The sequence below is a fragment of the Paracoccus nototheniae genome (assembly GCF_004335005.1).
GTDB classification, from domain to species: Bacteria; Pseudomonadota; Alphaproteobacteria; order Rhodobacterales; family Rhodobacteraceae; genus Paracoccus; species Paracoccus nototheniae.
On sequence record NZ_RQRT01000055.1, the window covers coordinates 12837 to 30369 of the forward strand.

Here is a 17533-nt window from a genome sequence, read left to right on the forward strand (position 1 = left end):
ATTTTTCTGGTCAGGGCCGGGGTTGTTGATGGTTAACCGTGACGAGATCCAGGGAGCGCTGGCATCCGATCCTTCGCTTGGGCTGACGCTTGATACACAGGGTCTTTACACGAAGGGCGGCAAGCGCATTCTGGATACCCTGTTGATCCTGATGGCCCTGCCCTTCGTGCTGCCGCTGATGCTGATGGTGGCTTTGCTGATCATGCTGGATGGCGGATCGCCGCTTTATGTCCAGCGCAGGCTGGGCCGAAACTGGCACCCATTCCGCATCGTCAAGTTCCGCACCATGCGCCCCGGCGCCGACGCGCTGCTGGCGGCGCATCTGCAGGCCGATCCGGCCGCCCGCGAGGAATGGGATCGCGATCAAAAGTTGCGCAACGATCCGCGGATCACCCGTGTGGGGCGCTATCTTCGCAAATCTTCGGTCGATGAACTGCCGCAGCTGCTGAATGTGCTTTTGGGTCAGATGAGCCTTGTCGGCCCGCGCCCGATGATGCCCGAGCAGCGCGATCTGTATCCCGGCGCCAGCTATGCCTTGCACCGTCCGGGCCTGACGGGTCTGTGGCAGGTCTCTGAACGAAACGGCACGACCTTTGCCGCACGCTCGGTCTATGATCAGCGCTACAGCGAGGACATCAGCCTGTCGACGGACCTGTCACTGATTATACGGACCTTCCGGATTGTGATGCGCTGTACGGGGTGCTAGGCTCTCGCGCCGCCGTCCGGTCCGCTGGCTGAGGCGGTCGCACAGCACACGCGCGGTGGCCAACACGACCATCGAGGCAACGCCGCCCCCCACATAGCCGTACAGGAACGCCGCTGGCAGACCATATCCGTTCATCACCAGCACCAGCGTTGATGCAAGGCTGACGACGACGGAAATTCCCAGCATTCCGATAAGCATATGTGCACGCCTCCTCAGCGTATGCGGGTCGATCTTATCACCAAGTCGTCAATTGGAAAGCCGGAACGCGCAGTTCCTGGCATTTTGCGGTCGGGCGATGGCCCGTTCTGGCACAGAAAATATGCTTTGCAATGAAAAACAGACATATTCATTCCCCTGATCATCATTCCCCAAGGTTGAGTAGCCGCTGCGCCACTAAAGCCAAAGCTGTAGGCTTTGTGGCAAACTGCGACGGCAGCGCCAAGGCCGTTGCGGCCCATTGAGTGCCCTGCGACTGATATAGATCAACTCGCAATGCCCCTCAGTACCATCCATATGGATGGTAGACAGAGGAGCAGCCATGGCCACACCATCCCCCGCCCGCACCGCCGACACCGAAAAGATCACCATCAACCTTGGTTTCGTGGATCTGGGCCGAATCGATCTGCTGGTCCGCGAGGGGTTCTATGCCAGTCGCAGCGACCTGATCCGCACCGCGATCCGGGCGCAACTGGACCGCCACGACACCGCCGTGGCACCGACCATCATCCGCGACGATTTCGTCATGGGCCTGCGCGATGTGACGCTGACCGAATTGCGGGCGCTGCAAGCCGCCAACCAGATGCTGGATCTGCGGGTGATCGGGCTGGCCCGTTTCGCCCGCGACATTCCCGCCGATCTGATCCCCCTGACCCTGCGCACGATCGAGGTGCTGGGCACCATTCAGGCCAGCGCCGAGGTCAAAGCCGCGCTCGATGCCTGCCGTCCTTTGAAAGGAACAACCCGATGACCAAACCCATCACCATGAACATGGCCGAGATCACCCGCCTGATGCGCGCCGGCCAATTGTCCGAGGCGACCCAGATGATCCAGTCCGGGCTGGGTCAGGGCCAGATGCCCTCGCTGCCCGGCGGCGGTCCTGACCTGTCGGCGCTGAAGGCCGGGGCCTTCAGCGGGGGGCTGGGGACATCCGGTCTGTCCCTGTCGGGACTGTCGGGACTGTCGGGGGGAATGAAGACAGCCGCCCTGCCCGATCTGCCGCAAGGCGCCAGCTGGGACTGGCGGCGCCATCAGGCGGCTGGTCAGACGCGCGATTTCCGCATCTATCTGCCTGCTGCCTTGGCCGATGATCAGCCGCCTGCGGGGCTGTTGCTGCTGCTGCATGGCTGCACGCAGGATCCCGACGATTTCGCGGTGGGCACCGGCATCCTTGCCGCCGCCGAACAGCACCGCCTGATCGTCATCGCGCCCGCCCAGCCTCAGGCGGCCAACATGAACAAGTGCTGGACATGGTTCGACCCCCGCCATGCCAGCGAGGATGGCGGAGAGGCGGCGTTTCTGGCCGATCTGACCCGCACCGTCGCACAGGAATTCGCGATCCCGCCAGATCGTCGCTTTGCGGCGGGGCTTTCGGCGGGCGGCGCGATGGCGGTCATTCTGGGCGCGGTCTTTGCCGATGATTTCGGCGCCGTCGCCTGCCATTCGGGCCTGCCCAACGGGGCGGCGCGCGATATGGGCGGGGCGTTTCAGGCCATGTCGCAGGGCGGGTCCGACCGGGGTCAGGGTGTCGGTTGCCGGTTGTTTGTGCTGCACGGATCGACCGACACGACGGTCTCGCCCCGCAATGGCGACGCGGTCCTGCAACAGGCGCTGCACCGGCAGCCCGATCTGCAACGGCGCGCCGCCGATGCCCGGCTGGAGGGGCGCAATACCCGCATCTGGCGCTATCGCGACGCCCAAGGGCAATTGCAGGTCGAAAGCTGGCGGGTCGAGGGGTTGGGCCACGCCTGGTCGGGCGGCGCACCACAGGGCAGCCATACCGCCCCCGGCCCTTCGGCCACGCAGGCGATGATCCGGTTCTTTCTGGACTGACCATGGGAAAGGGGGCCCGCGAGGCCCCCTTTTATCTGACTGAATTATTTCAGATCAAGCGGTTGCGTGATCTTCATCATATTCTGCTGCAGCATCGTTGACCGAATCCTCGGCCAGTTCGGACAGCTTGCTGTCGGCGGCGCTTTCCTGCGCCAGGATCCCCTCCAGATGGGCCTTGGCCTCGTCCATGCCAAGCGCCTCGGCAAAGGCCTTCATCGAGCCATAGCGCGTGATCTCGTAATGCTCGACCGCCTGGCAGCTGAAGATGATCGCCGCATCCGCCGCGATGCTGGCCCCGAAATCCTCCAGCAGGCTTTCGCCCTCCTTCAGGATGCCATCGATCGCGTCGCATTTCTCGGCCTTGGGCTGTTTGTCCAGCAGGGCAAAGATCGCCTCCAGCGTTTCGATCTGGCTGGCGGTTTCTTCATGGTGATGGGTCAGCGTTGCGATCAGATCGGGGTGATCGGCGGCCTCGATCATCTTGGGCAGGGTTTTATAGATCTTTTTCTCGGCATAATACATGTCGGCCAGCGCATGTTCGAACAGATCCGCCAGGCCCTTGTCGCCGGTCTGGGCCTCTGCCGCCTTGGCCTTCGCAGCCTGAGCCTTGGCGACCACGCTGGCCGAACGCTTCTTGCGGGCGTCGGGCGTGGCCTTGGCAGCCTTTTCGCCTGCGGCGCGGGCGGTTTTGCGGGTCTTGGCTTTGGTGTCTTCGGTTGCTTTGGTCATGGTTTGTTCTTTCATGATGCGGCGCAGAGGCCGCGGTGGTTCGGTCTGGCGGTGAAACGGCCCCGGCAGCGGGGATGTTCCCTTATCAAAAGTTCGCCCACCCGCCGGGACGGTCCGCCCTTGTCCTTTTCAGGCGGCAGATTGCCGCATCGGGGGCAACGATGGCGTGACTGTGGCGTCAGGGACTGGCGCCCGGATGATACCTGAGTAAAACGGGGCATAGGCGGCGCCGGGCATTATGTGCTAACGAGCGACCTGCAGCTGGGAGGAACAAGGCGCTGATGACCCATCCGAACGAGACCGCGTCCAGACAAGCCCGCGAATGGGTCCAGATTCTGGCCAAATACCGCGATCCTTCGACCAGCCGCAGCGTGTTCGAGCTGCTGGTGACGATTGTACCCTTTCTGGCGCTTTGGGCGCTGGCTTGGTACGCCTTGTCCTACAGCTATCTGCTGGCAGTCGGCATCGCGATGCTGAACGGTCTGTTTCTGGTGCGGATCTTCTGCATCCAGCATGATTGCGGCCATGCCTCGTTCTTCAAGAACCGCAAGGTTCAGGACTGGATCGGGCGCGGGCTGGGCGTGCTGACGCTGACGCCCTATGACGTCTGGCGCCGGACCCATTCGCTGCACCATGCCCAGCACGGCAATCTTGAGGAACGCGGCATCGGCGATGTGATGACCCTGACGGTCAGCGAATACCGGGCGCGGGGCCGGTGGGGCCGGTTCCTGTACCGCCTGTACCGGCACCCTTTCGTTCTGTTCGTTCTGGGCCCCAGCTATCTGTTTCTGCTGCAAAACCGTCTGCCGCTTGGGCTGATGGGCGCGGGCTGGAAATTCTGGGCCTCGGCGCTTGGCACCAATCTGGCGCTGGCGGTGATCCTGGGCGCGATGATCTGGCTGGCTGGTCCGATGCCGGTGCTGCTGATCTTCCTGCCGACCTCGGTCGTGGCGGGCACGCTTGGGGTCTGGCTGTTCTATGTCCAGCACCAGTTCGAGGAAACGCACTGGTCCCAGCCCCCCGACTGGCAGCTGCATCACGCGGCGCTGGCCGGATCGTCGCATTACATCCTGCCCCAGCCCCTGCGCTGGCTGTCGGCCAATATCGGCGTGCATCACGTCCATCACCTGTACAGCCGCATCCCGTTCTATCGCCTGCCCGAGATCCTGCGCGACCATTCCGAACTGGCCGAGGCGCAGCGCCTGACGCTTGGCGAAAGCCTGCGTTCGGTGAACCTGCATCTGTGGGACGAGAAACTGGGCCGGCTGATGTCCTTCCGCGAGGCGCGAGCGCGTTACGGCGCCACCCCGGCCTGAGGCGGACCCGATGGACTGGTTCGCCCCCATCGACGCCTATTGCGAACGCACCGGCCCGGAATACTGGTCCGAGCCGGTCAATGCCGTGACCAATCTGGCCTTTCTGATCGCCGCCCTGATCATGGCCGCGCGGCTGCGCGGCCCCGGCATGGCGATGGGGCGGGCGCTGGCGGCGGTGCTGTTCGTGATCGGCATCGGGTCGTGGCTGTTTCACACCCATGCCAATGGCCTGACCTCGATGATGGATGTGCTGCCGATCGTTGGCTTCATCCTGCTTTATGTGTTCGCCGCCACGCGCGACTATTTCGGGGCGCGGCCCTGGGTGGCGGGGCTGGTGACGGTCGCCTTCCTGCCCTATGCGGCGGCGACCGTGCCGCTGTTCGCGATGGTGCCGGGCCTGGGATCCTCGGCCAGCTATGCGCCGTTGCCGTTGCTGATCTTCGTCTATGCGCTGTTGCTGCGCCATCGCAGCCCGGCCACCGCGCGGGGGCTGGCGATCGGGGCGGGCATCCTGGTCGTCTCACTGACCTTCCGCACGCTGGACCGGCCGCTCTGCGATGCGTTTCCGCTTGGCACCCATCCGATGTGGCATATCCTGAATGCCGTCATGCTGGGATGGATGATCGAGGTCTGGCGCCGTCACCGCATCCACAGCGCCGCGCCGGGCCAAAAATAACCCCGCAAGGCGCCGATCCGGGCGCTGTGGGTCTTGCCATCACAGGCAGGGCGCGACACAGTCGGGCGTATGCAGATCAGCCTGTTGCCGGTTCTGAGGATCATTCGCCTGTCGGTCGTTCTGACCGGGCTGATCCAGCTGGCGATCCTTGCGGCGACGCCGTCGCAGGCATCCAGGCCAGCCTTGCAAGCCACCAGCCTGCAGCCCGGACAGGTCATTTCGGCCCCCGTCCATCCCGCACAGGTCGCCATTCTGACCGCCAAGCTGACCGTCGCCGGGCCGGGCAATGCGCCCTCGCCCGAGCCGCTGGCGCCGGCGCTGACCGGGGCGGCGCTGCCGCCCGCACCGTCGGGCGACGTGCGGCTGGTCCGGACCGGCCCGGCGCGCGATCTGACGGCGCAGGGTGCCCCTGACCGGGCCCATGCGCGCGGTCCGCCGCGGTTGGTCTAAGGCCCCAAGGCCAGTCGCGGCATTCAGTCAGGCCCCCAAGGGTCCGGTGGGCCGCCCGCATCCATTCGCATCCGCAGGATCGCGGCGCAGGGACAAGGTCCGCGCGCGGCCCCGGATGATGACCAGACTTTGACGATGGACCCCGCGCCCGCATGGATCAGACCACCACCCTTGCGCATCAGAACCTGCTGGCTTTGCTGGCGCTGACGCCCTTTGCCACGGCGCTGCTGCTGGCCACCATGTCGCGCCGGGCGGCGGCGCCCTTGGCAGCCCTTGGCATGATCGCCGCGCTGGCCTTGCTGGCGGGGCTGGCGGGGGCTGTCGGCGGCGGCGATGTGGTGGCAGTCCAGCGGGCATGGGTGCCCTCGGCCGGGTTGTCGCTGTCGCTGCGCCTTGACGGGTTTTCATGGCTGTTTGCGGTGCTGGTGATGGCGATCGGGCTGATGGTGGTCGTCTATGCCCATGCCTATATGGCGGGCAAGGACGGGCTGCCCCGGTTCTTTGCGCTGCTGATGCTGTTCACCGGCGCGATGCAGGGGATCCTGCTCTCGGGCAATATCCTGATGCTGGTGGTGTTCTGGGAACTGACCTCGATCGTGTCGTTCCTGCTGATCGGGTTCTGGCACCATGGCCCCGCCGCCCGCGACGGCGCGCGCACGGCGCTGTTCGTGACCGCCTTGGGCGGGGTCTGCCTGCTGCTGGCCATGCTGCTGCTGGGACAGATCGTCGGCAGCTATGATCTGGATGCGGTGCTGGCGGCGGGGCCGCAGGTGACCGCGCATCCGCTGTACGGCACCGTTCTGACGCTGTTCCTGATCGGCGCCTTTACCAAATCGGCGCAGGTGCCGTTCCAGTTCTGGCTGCCCGGCGCCATGGCCGCGCCGACGCCTGTCTCGGCCTTTCTGCACAGCGCGACCATGGTCAAGGCCGGGGTGTTCCTGCTGATCCGCTTTTCTCCGGTCTTAGGCGGGACCGAGGCGTGGTTCTTTGCCGTGACCGGCACCGGGATGCTGACCCTGCTGGTCGGATCGGTCATCGCGCTGTTCCGCCACGATCTGAAGGGCCTGTTGGCCTATTCGACAATCAGCCATCTGGGCCTGATCACCGCGCTGGCCGGGATCGGCACGCAAGGCGCGATTCTGGCGGCGATCTTTCACATCTGCAATCATGCGGTCTTCAAGGCGTCGCTGTTCATGGCGGCGGGCATCATCGACCAGCAGACCGGCACCCGCGACCTGCGCCGCCTTGGCGGGCTGGCCCGGGCGATGCCGGTCACCGCGACGCTGGCGATGGTCGCTGCGGGCGCGATGGCAGGGGTGCCGCTGCTGAACGGGTTTCTGTCCAAAGAGATGTTTCTGGCCGAGGCCGTCGAATGGCACAATGGCAGCTGGCTGGATGACGCCCTGCCCTATCTGGCGGTCGTGGCCAGCGCCTTTTCCGTGGCCTATGCGCTGCGGTTCATCATGTCGGTGTTCTTCGGCCCACTGGCCACCGGCCTGCCCAGGACCCCGTCCGAGCCGTCCGGCGCCCTGCGCCGACCGGTCGAGGCGCTGGTCGCCCTGTGCCTGCTGGTGGGCATCTTTCCCGCATGGATCATCGGTCCGCAGATCAACGCCGCCGCCATGGCGGTGCTGGGCCCCGGTCTGCCGGTCTATGACATCGCGCTGTGGCACGGGGTCAATGCGGCGCTGATGCTGAGCCTCGTGGCCTTTGGCTGCGGCTGGCTGATCTGGGCGCTGACCGCCCGCCGCATCCCCCTTGGTCCCGAGGGTCCGCCGTTGCTGCGCCATCTGCGCGGGCAGAAGATCTATGAACGGATCATGCTGGAGGCGACATGGGTCGCCCCACGCCGCGCCCTTCGCGCACTGGCGACCGAGAAATTGCAACCGCAGCTGCGCCTGATGGTGGCGGGCGCGATGGTCGTCGCGGTGGCGGCGGTCTGGGGGCGGTTCTCGCTGGAGGCCTCGGTCCGGTCCACGCCCTTCAATCCGGGCTTTGCGCTGATCTGGCTGATCGGCGGGGCCTGCGCCATCGGGGCGGCATGGCAGGCGAAATATCACCGGCTGGCGGCGCTGGTGATGCTGGGGGGCGCCGGGCTGGTCACTTGCCTGACCTTCGCCTGGCTGTCGGCCCCCGATCTGGCCGTGACGCAGCTGCTGGTCGAGGTGGTGACGACGGCCCTGCTGCTGCTGGGCCTGCGCTGGCTGCCGCAACGCCGGGCGGAGCTGGCCGAGGATAACCTGCCCTCGGCCCGGCGCAGGCGGCTGCGCGATCTGATGATCGCGGTGGCGGGCGGGACCGGGATCGCGCTGGTGGCCTATGCGGTGATGACCCGCCCGCTGGTCCCCAATGTCGGCGACTGGTTTCTGGCCAATGCCTATCACGAGGGCGGCGGCACCAATGTCGTCAATGTCATCCTGGTCGATTTCCGCGCCTTCGACACTTTCGGAGAGATCGCGGTGCTGGCCATCGTCGGACTGACCGTGTTCGCCCTGCTGCGCCGGTTTCGTCCGGCGCCCGAAAGCGTCGATCAGCCCGATCAGCAATCGGCGACCAGCGGGCAGATGCTGGCCGATTACCTGATGGTGCCATCGGTCATCATGCTGTGGATGTTCCCGGTGATGATGATGATCGCCGCCTATTTCTTTTTCCGCGGCCATGATCTGCCGGGCGGCGGTTTTGCGGCGGGCGTCACCATGGCGATCGCCTTTCTGCTGCAATACCTGGCCACGAATGTGCGGTGGGTCGAGGCGCGGCTGACCGTCCTGCCGATCCGCTGGATGGGCATCGGGCTGCTGATCGCCTGCGGCACCGGCATGGGGGCTTGGATCTTCGGCTATCCGTTCCTGACCTCGCATGCGCGCTATCTGGACATTCCCCTGATCGGGCAGGTGCCCGCCGCGACCGCGCTGCTGTTCGATCTGGGGGTCTTTGCGCTGGTCATGGGGGCCACGGTCCTGATGCTGATCGCCATCGCCCACCAGTCCCTGCGCGCCGCCCGCCTGCGCGACCAATCGTGCGAAAGCCCCGCGAAAGAGGCCCGCTGATGGAGATCGTGCTGTCCCTTGCCATCGGCATCCTGTCGGCATCCGGGATCTGGCTGTTGCTGCGCCCGCGCAGTTTTCAGGTGATCATCGGGCTGTGCCTGCTGTCCTATGCGGTCAATTTGTTCATCTTTTCGATGGGCCGTCTGACGCTTGGCGCGCCCGCGATCATGCCCAAGGGCGGGTTCGTCGATCCGACGCTTTATGCCGATCCGGTGCCGCAGGCGCTGGTTCTGACCGCCATCGTCATCAGTTTCGCTACCACCGCGCTGTTTCTGGTGGTGATGATCGCATCGCGCGGCTTCACAGGCACCGATCATGTGGACGGGCGCGAAAAGGGGCCGCAATGAACCCGCATCTGATCATCGCGCCGATCCTGATCCCCTTCGTCGCGGGCGCGCTGATGCTGCTCTATGACGACCGTCAGAGGGTGGCCAAGTTCTGGCTGAGCCTGATCTCGGTCGGGCTGGTGCTGGCAGGCGCTGTACGGCTGATGGTCCATGCGGGCGCGGATCAGGGGCCTGCCGTCTATCTGTTGGGCGATTGGGCAGCGCCCGTGGCCATCGTGCTGGTGCTGGACCGGCTGGCGGCGCTGATGCTGGTTCTGACGGCGGTGCTGGCGCTGGCCTCGCTGGTCTATGCCCGCGCCTCGTGGCACCGGCAGGGGCAGCATTATTTCTCGCTGTTCCAGTTTCTGCTGATGGGGCTGAACGGGGCCTTTCTGACCGGCGATCTGTTCAACCTGTTCGTGTTCTTCGAGGTGCTGCTGGCGGCCTCCTATGGGTTGCTGCTGCATGGGTCGGGGCGGGCGCGGGTGCAGGCGGGGCTGCATTACATCGCGATCAATCTGGGAGGATCGCTGTTGTTCCTGCTGGGGGTCAGCCTGATCTATGGCCTGACCGGCACGCTGAACATGGCGCAGCTGGCAACGATGATGCCGCAGATCCCCGGCGCCGACCGGCCGCTGGTCCATCTGGGATTCGGACTGCTGGGCATCGCCTTTCTGATCAAGTCGGGCAGCTGGCCCCTGTCCTTCTGGTTGCCCAATGCGTACGAGGCCGCCCCTGCCCCGGTCGGCGCGATGTTCGCGATCATGACCAAGCTGGGCGTCTATGCGATCCTGCGCCTTGGGATGCTGATGCTGGGCGCGGGGGCGGGCGCATCGGCCGGATACGGGGCTGTGGTGCTGGTGGCGCTTGGGCTGGCGACGGTGATCTTTGGGATGATGGGCGTGCTGGCCTCGCGCGCGCTTGGACGGATCGCGGCGCATTCGGTGATCGTGTCGTCGGGGACGGTGCTGGCCGTGGTGGGCTTTGCGCTGGCGGGCGGCGGCACCGGACTGCTGGCCGGGGCGCTGTATTACATGGTCGGATCGACGCTGGCGGTCGCGGCGCTGTTCCTGCTGGTCGAACCCGCCACCCGCGACGATGGCGGCATCGCCGCGATGCTGGCCCTGACCGCCGAGATCTATGGCAGCGATCCCGGCGGGGCCGAGGGGCCGGACACGCCCGACGGCCCGGCTTTGCCCGCCGGTCGCGCGCTTCTCAGCCTGTGCTTTGCCGCCTGCCTGCTGGCGCTGGCGGGCCTGCCGCCCCTGCCCGGCTTCATCGGCAAGCTGGTGATGGTGCAGGGGGCGCTTGGCGGTCCTGCAGGCCTGTCGCCCGCGATGGTCTGGGGCTTTGTCGCACTGTTGCTGCTGTCGGGCTTTGCGACGCTGGTGGCGCTGGCGCGGATCGGCATCCAGACCTTCTGGGCCTCGGATGATGGCAACAGCCCGGTCATGGCGCTGGAGATCGCGCCCCCCTTAGCGCTGATCGCCCTGCTGGCAGTCTTGAGCATCGGGTCTGAACCCGCATTGCGCTATGCGGGCCTGACCGCCGCCGCACTGCAGGATCCCGCCGGCTATGCGACCGGCGTGTTGAACACACCGCGCACCGCCAAATCCCCCGCAGGCGTGCCCGAAACCGCATCGCCGTTGACCGGGGTCATGCCATGACGCGGCTGTTTCCCCATCCGGTCCTGACGGTCCTTCTGACGCTGATGTGGATGGTGCTGACCGCGTTTTCGGTCGGACATCTGCTGCTGGGCGGGGCGCTGGCGGTGCTGGCCGCGCGGACCATGGCGGCGCTGCATCCCGAAACCCCGCCCCTGCGCAACTGGCGCCTGATGCCGCGCCTGGCGGGGCGCATCTTCGTGGATGTCATCCGGTCGAACATCGCCGTCGCCCGGCTGATCCTGACCGAGGGCTGGGCATCGGACCGGCAGGGCGCCTTTGTCGAACTGCCCCTGACGCTGCGCAGCCCCTCGGCCCTTGCGGTGCTGGCGATCGTGCTGACCGCCACGCCCGGCACGGCCTGGGTGGAATATGTGTCCGACAGCGGCACGCTGGTCCTGCATGTCTTCGACGGGGCCGAGGCCGATCATTACCGCGCGGTCATCCGCGACATCTATGAACCCATGCTGCAGGAGATTTTCGAATGAGCGGGACGATCCTGATCATCGCCCTTGGCTATGCCCAGCTGGCACTGGCGCTGGCGGCCTGTCTGGCGGGGGTGCGCATCCTGCGCGGGCCGCGCGCGCAGGACCGCATTCTGGCGCTGGACACGTTCTATATCGCTATGATGCTGCTGTTGCTGGTCACCGGCATGCGGCTGAATTCGCTGTTCCTGTTCGAGGCGGCGATGATCATCGCGCTGATGGGCTTTGTCTCCTCGGTCGCGCTGGCCAAGTTCCTGTTTCGCGGCGAGGTGATCGAATGACCGGGCTGGACGGCGTGCCCCTGTGGCTGGCGGTGCCGGTGGCGGTGCTGGTCGTGCTGGGATCGACCCTGACGCTGATCGGCGCCTATGGCTTTCTGCGGCTGCCCAGCTTTTACGACCGCCTGCATGCGCCGACTCTGGCGACCAGCTGGGGCACGGGCGGGGTCATTCTGGCATCCATGCTGCTGGCCAGTTTCCATCAGGACCGGCCGATCCTGCACGAATTGCTGGTCGGGCTGGCGCTGTCGGCCACCGTGCCGGTCACGCTGATGCTGCTGGGCCGCGCCGCCCTGCATCGCGACCGGGCCGAGCGGTCGCCGACCCTGCCCGAGCATCTGCAACGGCGCGACCCCTGACGGCTGACCCGGCGGTGACAGCCCCGCTCAGGCGGCGCAGACCCGCCAGATCACGTCGCCCACATCGTCGGCCACCAGCAGCGATTTGCCATCCGCGCCGATCGTGACACCCACCGGACGGCCATAGGCATGGCGTTCGTCGTCAGACAGAAACCCCCACAGGATATCGCGGGGCGGTCCCGACGGGCGTCCATCCGCAAAGGGCACGAAGATCACCCGATAGCCGCTGAGGGTGGACCGGTTCCACGACCCGTGCTGGCCGATCACCATGCCTGCGGGAAAGCCGGGCAGCGTCCCCTCGGGCATCCAGCACAGACCAAGCGAGGCGGTATGCCCGCCAAGCGCGTAATCGGGCCGGATCGCGCGGGCCACCATCTGCGCATCCTGCGCCACGCGGTCGTCCACCGTCTGTCCCCAATAGCAATAGGGCCAGCCGTAAAACCCGCCATCCTGAACCGAGGTCAGGTAATCCGGCGGCGTCTCGTCGCCCAGACCGTCGCGTTCGTTCACCACCGTCCACAATGCGCCGGTGGCAGGTTCCCATGCCATGCCAACAGCGTTGCGCAGACCGCTGGCAAAGATGCGGGACTGTCCGCTGGCCAGATCCAGTTCCCAGATTGCGGCGCGGCCTTCCTCGGTCGCCATGCCCTTGTCGGCGATATTGGTCAGCGATCCGACCCCGGCATAGATCTTGCGGCCATCGGGCGACACGATCAGGCTGCGCGTCCAATGCCCGCTTGGCTTGAAATCGACCAGCCTGCGGCCCGGTCCGGTCAGCTGCGTGGCGCCTTCGGGGTAATCAAAGGCCACGATGCCGTCGGTATTGCCGACATAAAACGTGCCATCGACCAAGGCCATGCCGAAGGGCTGGTTCTGGCCGGTCAGGAAATCATGGCGGGTTTCGGCCACGCCATCGCCATCGGCATCGCGCCACAGGCTGATGCGATTGGCGCTGACACCGATGGCCTTGGCCCGGCGCATCGTGGCCTGCGTCGCGTGATCCATCGGCGTTTTCGGCGCCGAGGGCTGTTCCTTGGATTCGGCCACCAGCACGTCGCCATTGGGCAGAACCTCGATCCAGCGGGGGTGATCCAGACCGCTGGCAAAGGCATTCACCGCCAGCCCCGGCGCCGCCGAGGGCACATGCCCCTTGGCCCAGCCCTGCGCGGTCGGCATCTTCAGCGTCATGATGCCTTGTTTGCGGGCATCGGGAATCTGGGGCGCATCGCCGACTGCCTTCGTCTTGGGCGCGGAAAAGCGCCGCAAGGCCACCATCGTGCCGCCGACCATTGCCGTCGCCCGTGCCATGAAATCCATGTTTTTCCCCATCCCTGTGTTGTTGCGGCACTCTAGCGCCCGCATCGCCAAGGTCAAACGCCCATCTGGCAGGCGGCGCGGGGCCTTTTGGCGCAGGCCAAGCCTGCGAGGCGATTAAATCCAGCCGCTGGATTTAATCGAACGGGATTTCAATTCCATTCCGTGCGTCATATTATGTCGCCAAGGAGCCCAAGATGGAAACATCCCGCATTACCTATCTGTTCGATCCGCTCTGTGGCTGGTGCTATGGCGCGTCGGATATCATCGTTCAGCTGGCCGCGAAAAAGGGGCTCAGCGTGGTTCTGATGCCATCGGGGCTGTTTTGCGGCTGGAACGCACTGCCGATGGACGATGCGATGGCGTCCCATTCATGGAAGACCGATCAGCGCATCGCCCGGCTGACCGGCAAAACCTTCAGCGCGGATTATCACAGCCGCATTCTGGGCGATCGCAAGGGCCGGGTCGATTCGCGGCTGGCCACGGCGGCACTGACTGCGGTGTCGCTGACCGATCCGGAGCAGGAACTGACGGCCCTGCGCAGGATTCAGACCGCCCGGTTTATCGAGGGTCGCGACGTGACCTCGGGCGCGGTGCTGCATCAGATCCTGACGGATCTGCAGCTGGGCCGGGCGGCGCAGATGGTGCAGGACGCCCCGCCTGCGCTGGCGCAGACCAGCCGCGACCGGATCGTGGCGTCCGAGGCGCTGATGGCGCGGCTTGGCGCCAGCAGCGTCCCGGCGCTGGTCATCGGCGATGATACCGGCCAGCGCCTGATCACCACCGACGTGATGTTCGAAAATCCCGACCTTGTGACGCGGCTGTCGCCAGCCTGGGGTCATACGCACTGACCGTCAGGCGCGGATGGGCCGCGCGAAAAGGGTCAGGCTACATCTGGCAGTCACCACCGAAATTGTCCTGATAATCGTCAAAGATCTTTTCGACGATCGAGGTGGCATAGCTGCCATCCTCGCGCTGGACCACCTTGGTCAGATAGAAATCCTGAATCGGGAAATGGTTGTCGCCGAAACTGAAATCGCCGCGCAGGGATGTGAAATCGGCCTGTTTCATCGCGGCGCGCAGGGCGTCGCGGTCGTCCAGCCGTCCCTCGGTCAGGCGAATGGCGCTGTCGATCAGCATGGCCGCATCATAGGCCTGCATGGCAAAGGTCGCCGGAACGCTGCCATATTCCGCGATGAAGCTTTGCGTGAACTCGGCTGTTTCCGGCGTGTCCAGATCGGGCGCCCAGTTCGACCCGGCCAGAAAGTCCAGCGCCGCCGCGCCCTGTGCGGGCAGGGTCGATTCGTCCACCGTGAAGGCCGACAGGAACGGGATGCTCTCCATCCCCGCCTGGCGGTACTGGCGGACCAGATTGACGCCCATGCCGCCGGGCATGAAGGCATAGACCGCATCGGGCTGCATGGCAGCAATCTGCGCCAGCTCGGCCGAGAAATCCAGATGGCCAAGCGGCACGAACAGTTCTGACGCGACGGTGCCGGAATACGAATGCCGGAACCCGGTCATCGCATCCTTGCCCGCCTGATAGTTGGGCGCGATCAGGACCACGGTCTCGAAGCCCTGATCCTGCGCGTAGCGGCCCGATACCTCGTGGATCTGGTCGTTCTGATACGAGGTGACGAACAGGTCGGGGTTGCATTCCGCACCCGCAAGGCTGGACGTCCCGGCATTGGTCGACACCATGATCGCGCCGCCTTGCGTCACTGGCGGCAGGATCGCGTAAAGCACGTTGGAAAAGATCGGGCCGACGACGAAATCCACCTGATCACGCTCGACCAGCTCGCGGGCGCGGGCGACGGCGATGTCGGGCTTTTGTTCGTCATCGATGATGATGATCTCGGCCTCCAGCCCGCCAAGACTGCCGCCCAGCTTTTCCATGGCCAGCAAAAAGCCGTCGCGGGACTGTTCGCCCAGCACGGCTGCGGGGCCGGACAGCGTGTAAAGCAACCCGATGCGGACCTTGCCATCGGTGCTGGCGGCCCCGGCGGGAAGCGCGGCGGCCATGGCGAGCATGGCGGCGGTGACGGTTGCGGTGATTTTTGTCATTTTTATATGTCCCTGTTGGTCGTCAAAGGTTCAGGCGGCGGGCGGCGGCAGGAAATCGACATCGTAAAGGGCGGCCAGACGCACCACCTCGGCGGGGTCGGGCACATTGTCGATGGCGACGAACAGCTGCCACAGATTGGCGGTGGGCGAGACCCAGAACAGGCAGCTCGCCTCGGCACCCGAGCGGTTGAAGATGCCGTGCACGCCGTTCTGCGGCATGCGCACCAGATCGCCGGGACCGGCCTTTTGCGGGGCGGCGCCGTCCATCTCCAGCTCCAGCTGGCCGGTCAGGACATAGATGAATTCGTCCTGCGTGGTATGCACATGCGGCGGCACGAAGGTGCCATGCGGCAGGGTCGCGTGCCATGACATGGAACTGTCGCTGCGATGCTTGGGCACATAGGTCTGGCCCAGAATGTTCCAGACGATGCCATCGACAGAGGTTTCGGCGCTGGTGATGCCTGCGGTCAGGGTGGTCATGGGGTGTTCCTTTCAGATTGGGATCTCAGGCGTGGCGCAGGCGGGTCTGGTCAGTGCCAAAGCCTGCGGTGGTGGCATAGCCGCGCACGATCGCCTCGCGCTCGGGCCAAGGGATCACGGCGTCCAGATCGGCAAAGCCGTCGGGGGCGCGGCGTTCGACCTCGTCGATGACGCCTTCGGGGCCGCCCTTGCGGTTCAGCGCCACGATCTGCGCCGTGGCCGGACGGCGTGCCGCGTCATAGGCGGCCAGCGCGGCCGCGACATCGCCGCCCCCGGTCTGCTGACCGGCCAGCAGATCGGCCAGCGCGCGTGCGTCCAGAATCGCCTGACTGGCCCCGTTCGAGCCGACCGGATACATCGGATGCGCGGCATCCCCCAGCAGGGTGACGCGGCCCCGGCTCCAGTCCGGCAGGGGATCGCGGTCGCACATGGGATAGCGGAAATATTCGGGCGTGGCGCGGACCAGCGCGGGCAGGTCGATCACATCGACGCCAAAGGCCTGCGCCAGCGGCATGACCTCGGCTTCGGTGCCGCGCCGGTTCCAATCCTCGCGCCCCGGCGCCTCGGCCCCGTCCGCGGCGATGCGCGACGTGATCACCCAGTTCATCAGCACCCGGCCCGGTGCGGTGCCGGGCGCGATGGGATACAGCACCAGCTTGGTCGTGAACCCGCCCGCGACGATCATCGTCGTGCCATCGCCATAGGCAGGGTATTCCGTCGCGCCGCGCCACATCATCACGCCGTTCCAGCGCAGGCCCGGCCCGTCCGGATGCAGCTGCGCCCGGATGCGCGAATGCACCCCGTCCGCGCCGATCAGCACATCGCCCCGGACCGGATCGCGGTCCCGCAGATGCAGCGTCACCCCCGCCCCATCCTGCGCAAAGCCGGTCACGACATGCCCCGGTCTGACCGCATCGGCGCCCAGCCTGCTGGTGACGGCGCGGTGCAGCATCGCCTGCAACCGGCCCCGATGGATCGAGAATTGCGGCACGTCATGGCCGCCCGCCAGCCCCCGCGCCTCGCGCCAGATCTCTTGGCCCTGACGGGTCAGATAGACCATCTCGCTGGTGCGCAGCGCGATGCGGTCCAGATCGGGCAGCAGGTCCAGCAGGGCCAGTTCCCGGATCGCATGGGGCAGGACGTTGATGCCGACGCCCAGCTCGGCCAGCGCGGGCGCGGCCTCGTACAGGCGGCAGGCGATGCCGCGACGATGCAACATCAGCGCCGTGGTCAGCCCGCCGATCCCGGCTCCGGCAATCATCACGTCCATGGCACTCTCCTGCTGCTGACCCGGTGGTTGCCCTCAGGCTGCGGCCTGTCCCTGCCCCGGCGCTATCTCCACAGCGCCAGGCTGTCGGCACAGCGCCATCGCGGCACTGATTTTTCGCGGCCTGCCGATGCGGGCGGCAGCATGGCCGAAAACTTTACACCTGAAGTTTCCCTTTGATCATGGCCGGGCTGTGCTAGGTGTCACATCCCATGTGATTATACGGCCTCTTCCTGAACAGGTCCGGCCTTTGTTTTTGCCAGTCCTTGAGCGCATCAATGGGCGTTCGGCCCTTCAGCACTGATTGCGGGAGCTGACCGTTG

19 protein-coding genes are annotated in these 17533 nt (G+C 65.9%); 13 read left to right on the plus strand and 6 right to left on the minus strand.

Annotated elements, in window-relative coordinates:
- The first annotated feature begins 28 nt into the window (after positions 1 to 28).
- A complete protein-coding gene (locus tag EG885_RS16670; protein WP_131576712.1) occupies positions 29 to 706 on the plus strand; it encodes a sugar transferase in 678 nt (225 codons plus the stop codon).
- On the opposite strand, the gene EG885_RS16675 is transcribed toward EG885_RS16670, so the two are convergent.
- Entirely contained in the window at positions 656 to 904 is a 249-nt protein-coding gene (locus tag EG885_RS16675) for a hypothetical protein (RefSeq protein ID WP_131576714.1), read from the minus strand. The genes EG885_RS16670 and EG885_RS16675 overlap by 51 nt on opposite strands.
- A gap of 340 nt (positions 905 to 1244) precedes the next feature.
- On the opposite strand from EG885_RS16675, the gene EG885_RS16680 reads away from it, so the two are divergent.
- Positions 1245 to 1673, plus strand: a complete 429-nt coding sequence (locus EG885_RS16680) for a CopG family transcriptional regulator (RefSeq protein ID WP_131576716.1) — start codon at positions 1245 to 1247, stop codon at positions 1671 to 1673.
- Complete coding sequence (locus EG885_RS16685) at positions 1670 to 2755, plus strand: extracellular catalytic domain type 1 short-chain-length polyhydroxyalkanoate depolymerase (protein ID WP_131576718.1); 1086 nt, start codon at positions 1670 to 1672, stop codon at positions 2753 to 2755. Before EG885_RS16680 ends, EG885_RS16685 begins: the two co-directional genes overlap by 4 nt.
- 54 nt (positions 2756 to 2809) lie before the next feature.
- Here EG885_RS16685 and EG885_RS16690 read toward each other — a convergent pair whose 3' ends face one another.
- Positions 2810 to 3484, minus strand: coding sequence for a YciE/YciF ferroxidase family protein (locus EG885_RS16690; protein WP_131576720.1), 675 nt, complete (start codon positions 3482 to 3484; stop codon positions 2810 to 2812).
- Between the two features lie 281 nt (positions 3485 to 3765).
- On the opposite strand from EG885_RS16690, the gene EG885_RS16695 reads away from it, so the two are divergent.
- The 9 genes from EG885_RS16695 (at position 3766) to mnhG (ending at position 12085) form a co-directional block, all read left to right on the plus strand.
- A complete protein-coding gene (locus tag EG885_RS16695; RefSeq protein WP_131576722.1) occupies positions 3766 to 4800 on the plus strand; it encodes a fatty acid desaturase in 1035 nt (344 codons plus the stop codon).
- Between the two features lie 10 nt (positions 4801 to 4810).
- Positions 4811 to 5476 (plus strand): ceramidase domain-containing protein, encoded by a 666-nt coding sequence (locus EG885_RS16700; RefSeq protein ID WP_131576724.1) that lies wholly within the window; start codon positions 4811 to 4813, stop codon positions 5474 to 5476.
- 69 nt (positions 5477 to 5545) lie between these two features.
- Positions 5546 to 5926 (plus strand): hypothetical protein, encoded by a 381-nt coding sequence (locus tag EG885_RS16705; protein ID WP_131576726.1) that lies wholly within the window; start codon positions 5546 to 5548, stop codon positions 5924 to 5926.
- A 152-nt stretch (positions 5927 to 6078) separates the two neighbouring features.
- Positions 6079 to 8973: a monovalent cation/H+ antiporter subunit A gene (locus EG885_RS16710; protein WP_131576728.1), complete on the plus strand. Its 2895-nt coding sequence runs from the start codon at positions 6079 to 6081 to the stop codon at positions 8971 to 8973.
- A complete protein-coding gene (locus EG885_RS16715) occupies positions 8973 to 9320 on the plus strand; it encodes a Na+/H+ antiporter subunit C (RefSeq protein WP_131576730.1) in 348 nt (115 codons plus the stop codon). The genes EG885_RS16710 and EG885_RS16715 overlap by 1 nt, the downstream gene beginning before the upstream one ends.
- Complete coding sequence (locus EG885_RS16720) at positions 9317 to 10966, plus strand: monovalent cation/H+ antiporter subunit D (RefSeq protein WP_131576732.1); 1650 nt, start codon at positions 9317 to 9319, stop codon at positions 10964 to 10966. The genes EG885_RS16715 and EG885_RS16720 overlap by 4 nt, the downstream gene beginning before the upstream one ends.
- Positions 10963 to 11451 (plus strand): Na+/H+ antiporter subunit E, encoded by a 489-nt coding sequence (locus EG885_RS16725; RefSeq protein ID WP_131576734.1) that lies wholly within the window; start codon positions 10963 to 10965, stop codon positions 11449 to 11451. Before EG885_RS16720 ends, EG885_RS16725 begins: the two co-directional genes overlap by 4 nt.
- Positions 11448 to 11729 (plus strand): K+/H+ antiporter subunit F, encoded by a 282-nt coding sequence (locus EG885_RS16730; RefSeq protein WP_131576736.1) that lies wholly within the window; start codon positions 11448 to 11450, stop codon positions 11727 to 11729. Before EG885_RS16725 ends, EG885_RS16730 begins: the two co-directional genes overlap by 4 nt.
- Positions 11726 to 12085, plus strand: a complete 360-nt coding sequence (mnhG, locus tag EG885_RS16735) for a monovalent cation/H(+) antiporter subunit G (protein ID WP_131576738.1) — start codon at positions 11726 to 11728, stop codon at positions 12083 to 12085. The genes EG885_RS16730 and mnhG overlap by 4 nt, the downstream gene beginning before the upstream one ends.
- A 27-nt stretch (positions 12086 to 12112) precedes the next feature.
- Here mnhG and EG885_RS16740 read toward each other — a convergent pair whose 3' ends face one another.
- Positions 12113 to 13402 (minus strand): PQQ-dependent sugar dehydrogenase, encoded by a 1290-nt coding sequence (locus EG885_RS16740; RefSeq protein WP_131576740.1) that lies wholly within the window; start codon positions 13400 to 13402, stop codon positions 12113 to 12115.
- Between the two features lie 194 nt (positions 13403 to 13596).
- Here EG885_RS16740 and EG885_RS16745 point away from each other — a divergent pair, with 194 nt between their 5' ends.
- The gene (locus EG885_RS16745; protein ID WP_131576742.1) at positions 13597 to 14250 is read left to right on the plus strand and encodes a DsbA family protein; all 654 of its coding nucleotides are present in this window, start codon (positions 13597 to 13599) and stop codon (positions 14248 to 14250) included.
- 37 nt (positions 14251 to 14287) lie between these two features.
- On the opposite strand, the gene EG885_RS16750 is transcribed toward EG885_RS16745, so the two are convergent.
- Genes EG885_RS16750 through EG885_RS16760 form a run of 3 tightly spaced genes read right to left on the minus strand, consistent with a single transcriptional unit; the run spans position 14288 to position 17213 of the window.
- Entirely contained in the window at positions 14288 to 15463 is a 1176-nt protein-coding gene (locus tag EG885_RS16750; protein WP_207392314.1) for an ABC transporter substrate-binding protein, read from the minus strand.
- A 30-nt stretch (positions 15464 to 15493) separates the two neighbouring features.
- The gene (locus tag EG885_RS16755; protein WP_131576744.1) at positions 15494 to 15943 is read right to left on the minus strand and encodes a cupin domain-containing protein; all 450 of its coding nucleotides are present in this window, start codon (positions 15941 to 15943) and stop codon (positions 15494 to 15496) included.
- 25 nt (positions 15944 to 15968) lie between these two features.
- Positions 15969 to 17213, minus strand: a complete 1245-nt coding sequence (locus EG885_RS16760; protein WP_131576746.1) for a flavin-dependent oxidoreductase — start codon at positions 17211 to 17213, stop codon at positions 15969 to 15971.
- Positions 17214 to 17533: the final 320 nt, after the last annotated feature.